The organism is Cupriavidus sp. 01L415, from assembly GCF_056400065.1.
The window spans coordinates 1-7,676 of sequence record NZ_JBFTSP010000060.1; the positions used below are offsets into that span (position 1 = coordinate 1).

Sequence of the window (7,676 nt, forward strand, 5' to 3'; positions counted from 1 at the left end):
CTCCGAAATTCGCTTGCGCGAATTCCTCGCTCGCCCAGTCTGTCGTGTCGTCCTCGATTGCCAACCCGCTGCCGCAAAATGAACAGGATGCGCGCAAGTTAACACCGTCTGCCGAGGTTTACAACCGGATTTGTGGGTAATCCTCAGCCGTGTCCGGGAGGGCGATGCCCGCGCATCGAGGGCGCATCGTCGGTGTCTTGCTGGGCGGGCTGTCATCCGGCGTCCTGCTCGCGCGCATGCTGAGCGGGATGGTCGGCGGCCACATGGGTTGGCGTGCCATCTTCGTCCTGGCTTCCATCGTCGATGTGGCGCTGCTGGCCGTCGTCAGGGAACTGCCGATGTCCAACGGACTGACCATGATGCGCTACCGGGAGCTGATTGGCTCTCTCGCCGTCCTCGTCCGCCGGGAACGGCAGCTCCGCATTTCCGCCGCAACTGGCTTCCTGGTGTTCGCCGCCTTCAGCGCACTCTGGGCGTCGCTCGCGGCATTGCTGGTACGCCCGCCCTATGCGCTGGGTCCTGCCGCCATCGGCGCATTCGGGCTCATCGGGCTCCCCGGACTTGCGATGTCACCCCGCATCGGCGCAATCGTCGACCGAATCGGAGCGCGAACCATGGTTTCGGCGGGCGCGATCACCGCCGCCGTCGCCTTCGCCTGCATCGCGATGGCAGATAGCAGCGTGGTCTGGTTGATCCTGGGGATGATTCTGCTCGACCTCGGCAATCGCGCCGGGCTGGTTGCAAACCAGGCCCGCATCTACACGCAACGCCCCGAGGCCCGCAGCCGTCTCAATACCGTCTTCATGGTGTCGTACTTCCTCGGCGGCGCAGCCGGGGCGGCACTCGGTGGATATGCAGTGCATCGCGCCGGCTGGATCGGGCTTGCGGCAGTCGGCACAGTGTTCGCCCTCGCGGCCGCGGCGGTCAATACCCTCTCCTGCCAGCCATCACGCGCGGCGCTTGCCGAGCAAACACGCTAATTCGAAACACCATTGCGATAACTTTTCTTATCGCAATCGCTCCATCGTCGATCTAAACCCGTCTGCGCGGAAACGGGGGGATCGCAGACTCGCAAGGCGCGACCGCCGGGATTGGCCGATCGCCGCCGCCTTCCGGGTGAGCATGCACCACGAGCAGCCAGCCGCGCACCCGCGTGGGGAAAGGCCGGTGCCGCGCCCGCCCTCCACCGTGGCAATTGCCCCATTTTTGCTCACAAGTCTTGCATACAAGGCTGGCATACGACTTGCTGAGTAGGTCCCCGTGACCGCAAACCAAGACAAGCCTTCCGCCGATATCGCCCAGCGCATTACCGAGGCCATGCTCGCGCAAAAACTGTTGCCGGGCTCCCGCCTGGGTGAGCAGGAGCTCGCCGCGCTGTTTGGCGTCAGCCGCACGCTGGTGCGCGAGGCGCTCATGCGTCTGGCCGCGCGAGGCATGGTGACCGTCAGTTCCCGGCGAGGCTGGTATCTGATCGAGCCCGGCGCGGACGATATCCGCGCCGCCTTCGACGCCCGCCGCATCATCGAGACCGGTCTGCTGCGCGATGTCAGCAAGGATCACCCTCCCAGCCAACCGGCGATCCATGCCCTCAAGGTACATATTGCGCGCGAAAAAGCGGCCATGGACGGCGACGATGCCGGCGCGCGAAGCTTTCTGCTGGGCGATTTCCACGTGTGCCTGTGCGCGTCGCTCGGGCACGGACTGCTGGTCGATACCTTGCGCGACCTGACGGCACGCACCACGCTGGTGGCCAGCCGCCAGCAGTCCGCGACGGCTGCCAGGCGGTCCTGTGCCCAGCACGAAGACATCGTGAACGCGCTGGCGGCCGGCGACGGCACCCGTGCGGCACGGCTGATGGCAGCTCATTTGTACGAGGTGCACGCCAGCCTGAACGTCGTACCTCCCGAAGATCCGCTGGCGCAGCTTCGCCACGCGCTGGCACCCGTTTCCGACGCCACGTCCCTCACCCCATCCACTGGCTCCCCGCAAGCATCCGGGAACGCCGCCCCTGCTCCGCAACCCACCACCCGAGTAAAAGGAACGACCCGATGATCCCGACTCCCTCGTCCGCCATGATGACCCGTGCGCGCGGCGCCGCTTCCGCCGCCCGCCGAACCCTGCTGCTGGCCCTGTTTGCCGGCGCGTGCATGACGGGCCTGCCCACGGCCGCTCAGGCCGATACGCTGGCCGATATCAACAAGGCCGGTGTGTTGCGCGTGGCCGTGCCACAGGATTTTCCGCCGTTCGGCTCGATTGGCGCGGACATGGCGCCCCAGGGCCTGGATATCGACGTCGCCGCGCTGATGGCGAAGAAAATGGGGGTGAAGCTGCAACTGGTGCCGGTCTCCAGCACCAACCGCGTGCCCTATCTCCAGACCCGCAAGGTGGACCTGATCATCTCCAGCCTGGGGAAGAATCCGGAACGCGAGAAGGTGCTCGACTTCTCCGAGGCCTATGCGCCGTTCTTCAATGGCGTGTTCGGCCCCGCCGACCTGCCGGTGAAAGCCGCTGGCGACCTCGCCGGCAAGACCGTCGGCGTCACGCGCGGTGCGGTGGAAGATCTGGAACTGACCAAGATCGCCCCGGCCAGCGCGGTCATCAAGCGCTATGAGGACAACAACGCGACGATCTCCGCGTTCCTTTCCGGCCAGGTACAGCTGATTGCCACCGGCAACGTGGTGGCATCGGCGCTCATCGCGAAGCATCCGCCCAAGGCGCCCGAGACCAAGTTCCTGATCAAGAATTCCCCTTGCTTCATTGGCATGAACAAGGGCGAAGGCGCATTGCAGGACAAGGTCAACGCCATCCTGGCCGAATCCAAGAAGGACGGCTCACTCAACTCGCTGTCGATCAAGTGGTTGCTGCGGCCGCTGCCGGCACAACTCTGATCGCGGCAAACCGGTTCCGTCGTCATGGCTTACCAGTTTGATTTCCTGTCGGTGCTGGACTACACCGACGTCTTGGCGAAGGGCATTGCGGTCACCGCCCAGCTCACGCTCACCGGCGGCGTGCTTGGCGTGGCGGTGGCCATTTTTGGCGCTTGGGCCAGGACGCAGGGGCCGGCGTGGCTGCGTGCGGTCATCGGCATCTATGTCGAGTTGATCCGCAATACGCCGTTTCTGATCCAGCTCTTCTTTATTTTCTTCGGCTTGCCGAGTCTGGGCCTGCACCTGCCGGAGATGGTCGCCGCCTCGCTGGCCATGGTGATCAACCTGGGCGCGTATGGCACCGAGATCGTACGCGCCGGGCTGGCTGCCACGCCACGCGGACAGTTCGAGGCCGGTGCCAGCCTGGCGATGTCGCCGCTGCAGGTTTTCCGCCACGTGGTGCTGCGCCCCGCGCTGCAGAAGATCTGGCCAGCGCTGTCGAGCCAGTTGGTGATCGTCATGCTGGGATCGGCGGTCTGCTCGCAGATCGCGGCACAAGACCTGACCTATGCGGCCAACTTCATCCAGGGGCGCAACTTCCGCGCCTTCGAGGTGTATCTGGTCAGCACGCTGATCTATCTGGCGCTTGCGCTGCTATTGCGTCAACTGCTGCGCGGCGTGGGCCACCAGCTCTTTGCCCGGAGGGCCCGATGATCGAGTTCACCCTGTGGGACATCGTCCGCAACCTGCTGCTGGCGGCGCGATGGACCGTGCTGCTGTCACTGGTGGCATTCGTCGGCGGTGGCGTGGTGGGCTTGCTGGTGCTGCTGATGCGGACCAGCAAGCGGCCGCTGCTGCGGCGCGCAACCTGGGCGTATATCGAAGTATTCCAGGGCACGCCGCTGCTGATGCAGCTGTTCCTTGCCTTTTTCGGGCTGGCGCTGTTCGGCATCGATGTGCCCGCCTGGCTGGCCGCGGGCCTGGCGCTGACGCTCTGGACCGCTGCCTTCCTCGCTGAGATCTGGCGTGGCTGCGTGGAGGCGATTCCGCGCGGTCAATGGGAGGCTTCCGGCAGTCTGGCCATGAACTACGTGCAACAGATGCGCCACGTGATCCTGCCCCAGGCGCTGCGTATCGCCGTGGCGCCCACCGTCGGCTTTGGCGTGCAGGTGGTCAAGGGCACCGCACTGGCATCGATCATCGGCTTCACCGAGTTGTCCAAGGCGGGCACCATGATCGTCAATGCCAGCTTCCAACCGTTCACCGTCTACGCCGCCGTCGCGCTGATGTATTTCGCGCTGTGCTGGCCGCTTTCGCAATACAGCAAATCGCTGGAGAGGAAATTCCATGCCGCTCATCGCCATTGACCAGGTCCACAAATCGTTTGGCAGCAATCAGGTCCTGAAGGGCGTCTCGCTCATGGTGGAACCCGGTGAAGTCATCGCCATCATCGGCAAGAGCGGTTCGGGCAAGAGCACCCTGCTCCGCTGCATCAACGGCCTGGAGACCATTGACGCCGGCGCCATTACCGTGGCCGGCGCGCATCTTGCCGATAGCGAGTTGCAGTTGCGTGCGTTGCGACTCAAGGTCGGCATGATCTTCCAGCAGTTCAACCTGTTTCCGCACCTGAGCGCGGGGCGCAATGTGATGCTGTCCCCGATGGTCGTCAAGGGCGTGCCAGAGGCCCGCGCACGCGAGCTGGCCGAGGAAACCCTGGCGCGCGTGGGATTGTCGGCGAAGTTCAATGCCTATCCCGACCAGCTCTCCGGCGGCCAGCAGCAGCGCGTGGCCGTCGCCCGTGCGTTGGCGATGCAGCCTGCAGCGCTGCTGTGCGATGAAATCACCTCGGCGCTGGATCCGGAACTGGTCAACGAGGTCTTGCAGGTGGTGCGCGGCCTGGCTGCGGACGGCATGACGCTGTTGATGGTCACGCACGAGATGCGCTTCGCGCGCGAGGTGTGTGATCGCGTGGTCTTCATGCATCAGGGCAAGGTCCACGAGATCGGCCCGCCCGACGAGGTCTTTGCGCGTCCACGGACGGCCGAACTGCAGCAGTTCCTGGGGATGGTGGAAGCCTAGGCGGGAGCATGCCGGCCGGCTGCCGCAAGGCGTCCGCCAGCCGATGCCGGCTCCCCCAACGCCTCAGCCGAAGGCCGACTCGATCTGCCGCGCCCGCTTGACGCTGTCACCGTGGAGGTAGAGCGAGGTCGTCGAAACCGATGCGTGGCGCAGGTTATCCCGGACGGTGGTGAGCTCCGCGCCGCGCGCCAGCGCGTGCGTCGCGTGGGTATGGCGCAACCAGTGCGGGCTGGCATGCCGCAGCTTTTCCGCCGTCGCCGGCCGCTCTTTCTCGATCAGGTCCGCCGCCGTGGAGAAGAACCGTTTCATGACGTTCCACAACCTCGCCCCCGAGATGCCGGATCGCTCGTCCGGCCCGAGATTGCCCACGATCGGCGACTTCGGGTCCCAGTTCACACGCGTGACCGGCAGCCCGCGCTCGGCCAGGTTGCGATCCAGCGCGTTGCGCGCCATGGGCGGCAGCGCCACCCTGCCCGCCTTGGCGCCCTTGCCCACCAGATGCAGCCAGTGGTCCCCATTGACGTCGGTTTCGATATTCCGCAGCGTCGCGCCCACCAGCTCGCTTGCCCGCAGACCCGTTGAATAAGTGAAGTCCAGGATGAAGCGCAGGCGTTGTGCCGCCGGGGCGTCCCACCCATAGGACCATTCGAGGCCATCGGCGATGGTGCGCGTCAGCAGCCATTCGCCCTCAGAGAACGCGTGCGAGGTGTCGATGGCCGCCGTCCGCCCGCTCCCCCTTACCTTGATGCCCGCAAACGGGTTGGCCAGCACATATCGCTGCTGCACCAGCCAGCGGAACATCGCACCCAGCACCGACAACGCATACGCGGCAGACCGCGCCGACAGCACCCCCGTGAAGGGCCGCCAGTCCGCTGACGTCCGGGGCCGGGCCGGGCCCACCCAGCGCGTACGCGGCGCGGGCTGACGCAGGAAGCCCCGGTAGGCGGTGGCATCTTCGGTGGTCAGCGACGACAGCGGCCGTCCCCGTTCGATGATGGCCCAGAGAATCAGCCGTTCGGCTTCCTTCCGATACGCGCGCTGCGTCGCCGGTGATTCGTGCAACGCCAGCCAGGCCTGCACCGCTTCATAGTCATTCCCCGCGGTCAGCGTGCAGGTTTCGCGCGGGGCCCGGAATTGCCCCAGCGACCCGTTGACCTCCTCCGGCAGGCGCAACGCTTCCCACGGCACGATCATGCCCCGTGGCTCCGCCGCGATGAGCGCGCGGGCACGATCGGTCAGCGTGGGGTGCTCGCGGAAGAACGCCTCGATGCGGCGGGCGCCGGCCATGCCCAGCCCCGGAATGACCGCCCACCATTGCCGCCGGCGTGGAATGCGCACGGTCAGGTCAGCGAGCGTATCGATGCCTTGCGCCCGCAGTGCCGTCACCGCAGCGGGCGCCAGCCAGAGTCCGATATCGTCACCGATGGCCGGGGCGGGTGTGGGCAAGCTCCGCAGCAACTCGATCGCCTGGTCCGCCGCCCTGCCTTTTTCGGCCCGCTCGGTCGCCGCGAACTCGAACAGCACCGCAAGGTCCTCGCGCAGCCGGTAGCGCGCGTAGGCGGCAAGCTGGCGGCGGAGCCGGCCGAGGATGCCGCGCGACGACTGCCCATGACTTCTTGCTTCGCCGAGATAGCGCGCGACGGCCTCGCGCGAGGTCAGGCCCGCATGCCAGGCACGCAAGGCGGCGAGCGATGCGGCATCGGGAAATCCGGAGGGCGCCGGAACGGCGGAATTGGGGGCGGCTGGGCTCAATGTCATGGAAGAGAGTTTAGCAGCCGGCACCGCACATTGCGATAAGGTTACTTATCAACATAGTATGACTCGGCACGCTTCTTGGGGCGCGTTCGGGTACGCCATGCTGTCGCAAGCCACGTATCTGCTGGCTGAATCGGGCTACTACGTGCTGCCGGTGGCGCTGGTCGACGAAACGTTCCGCCAGAATGGCCTGACCGTGCCTGGTGACATCCACACTGTACCCGTGCCGAAGCTGCGCGAAATCTTCGGTGCCGATGCCGCGCTGTACGTAACCGTGACGGACTACGGCTCGCGTTACCAGGTACTGAGCAGCGTGACCCGCGTGGCCGCGAATGCGAAGCTGGTAGACCTGAAGACCGGCGATGTGTTGTGGAGCGGCACGGCAGTGGCTGCTAACGACAGTGGCAACAGCGGCGGCGGGCTGATCACCGCCGCAATCAACCAGGCGGTCAATCATCTGACCGACGCCAGCTATCCGGTGGCCGGCACGGCCAGTGTGCGTCTTTTGTCGGCCGGCATGCCGGGTGGCATCCTGTACGGCCCGCGCTCGCCGAAGTACCAGGCAGACTGATCTTCCCGGGTTCGGCTGCGCAAATAAGAATGCCGCAGCACTGTCTCCTCGTCGGGAGCGGTGTTGCGGCTTTTTCTCTTTGTCTGGGGGAAGCGGTAGCTGCAAACGGCGATATCTCGCTGAAGGCCACGGGTGGCAATCTCGCAGTCGCAGGGCAATTGACCACCGGTGGCAATCTGTCGGCTAGTGCGGCAGGCAATTTGATCAAGACGGGTTCGCCGGGCGCCGACTGATCGCTGGCGCAAAAAAATTCCGGCCGCCGCAAAGCAAAACCCCCAGCTTTTGAGGGCTGGGGGTTTTGGGTATAAGAGCCTGGCGATGACCTACTTTCACACGGGTAGTCCGCACTATCATCGGCGCAAAGTCGTTTCACGGTCCTGTTCGGGATGGGAAGGGGTGGTTCC

At 65.5% G+C, this 7,676-nt stretch carries 9 protein-coding genes and 1 rRNA gene; 8 read left to right on the forward strand and 2 right to left on the reverse strand.

Features of this window, described 5'->3' with window-relative positions; genetic code table 11:
• Window positions 1-164 precede the first annotated feature (164 nt).
• The 6 genes from AC1DOX_RS30605 to AC1DOX_RS30630 all read left to right on the forward strand — a co-directional run bounded on the left by AC1DOX_RS30605 (window position 165) and on the right by AC1DOX_RS30630 (window position 4,946).
• Window positions 165-980 carry an MFS transporter gene (locus tag AC1DOX_RS30605; RefSeq protein WP_441624597.1) on the forward strand — a complete coding sequence of 272 codons (816 nt, stop codon included), beginning with the start codon at window positions 165-167 and terminating at the stop codon, window positions 978-980.
• Window positions 981-1,260: 280 nt separating this feature from the next.
• Window positions 1,261-2,052 (forward strand): GntR family transcriptional regulator, encoded by a 792-nt coding sequence (locus AC1DOX_RS30610; protein WP_441624598.1) that lies wholly within the window; start codon window positions 1,261-1,263, stop codon window positions 2,050-2,052.
• Window positions 2,053-2,075: 23 nt separating this feature from the next.
• Window positions 2,076-2,888 (forward strand): transporter substrate-binding domain-containing protein, encoded by an 813-nt coding sequence (locus AC1DOX_RS30615; RefSeq protein WP_441624603.1) that lies wholly within the window; start codon window positions 2,076-2,078, stop codon window positions 2,886-2,888.
• 24 nt (window positions 2,889-2,912) lie between these two features.
• Window positions 2,913-3,581, forward strand: a complete 669-nt coding sequence (locus AC1DOX_RS30620) for an amino acid ABC transporter permease (protein ID WP_441624599.1) — start codon at window positions 2,913-2,915, stop codon at window positions 3,579-3,581.
• On the forward strand, window positions 3,578-4,234 hold the full coding sequence (locus AC1DOX_RS30625) for an amino acid ABC transporter permease (RefSeq protein ID WP_441624600.1): 657 nt from the start codon (window positions 3,578-3,580) through the stop codon (window positions 4,232-4,234). The genes AC1DOX_RS30620 and AC1DOX_RS30625 overlap by 4 nt, the downstream gene beginning before the upstream one ends.
• Window positions 4,215-4,946: an amino acid ABC transporter ATP-binding protein gene (locus AC1DOX_RS30630; protein ID WP_441624601.1), complete on the forward strand. Its 732-nt coding sequence runs from the start codon at window positions 4,215-4,217 to the stop codon at window positions 4,944-4,946. Before AC1DOX_RS30625 ends, AC1DOX_RS30630 begins: the two co-directional genes overlap by 20 nt.
• Before the next feature lie 63 nt (window positions 4,947-5,009).
• Here the strand turns inward: AC1DOX_RS30630 and AC1DOX_RS30635 are convergent, their stop codons facing one another.
• The gene (locus AC1DOX_RS30635) at window positions 5,010-6,698 is read right to left on the reverse strand and encodes a phage integrase family protein (protein WP_441624604.1); all 1,689 of its coding nucleotides are present in this window, start codon (window positions 6,696-6,698) and stop codon (window positions 5,010-5,012) included.
• A 4-nt stretch (window positions 6,699-6,702) separates the two neighbouring features.
• On the opposite strand from AC1DOX_RS30635, the gene AC1DOX_RS30640 reads away from it, so the two are divergent.
• The gene (locus AC1DOX_RS30640; protein WP_441624602.1) at window positions 6,703-7,272 is read left to right on the forward strand and encodes a GNA1162 family protein; all 570 of its coding nucleotides are present in this window, start codon (window positions 6,703-6,705) and stop codon (window positions 7,270-7,272) included.
• 29 nt (window positions 7,273-7,301) lie between these two features.
• Window positions 7,302-7,505 (forward strand): hypothetical protein, encoded by a 204-nt coding sequence (locus AC1DOX_RS30645; RefSeq protein ID WP_477112690.1) that lies wholly within the window; start codon window positions 7,302-7,304, stop codon window positions 7,503-7,505.
• A 77-nt stretch (window positions 7,506-7,582) separates the two neighbouring features.
• Here the strand turns inward: AC1DOX_RS30645 and rrf are convergent.
• Window positions 7,583-7,676, reverse strand: a 5S ribosomal RNA gene (rrf, locus tag AC1DOX_RS30650); the annotation flags it as partial.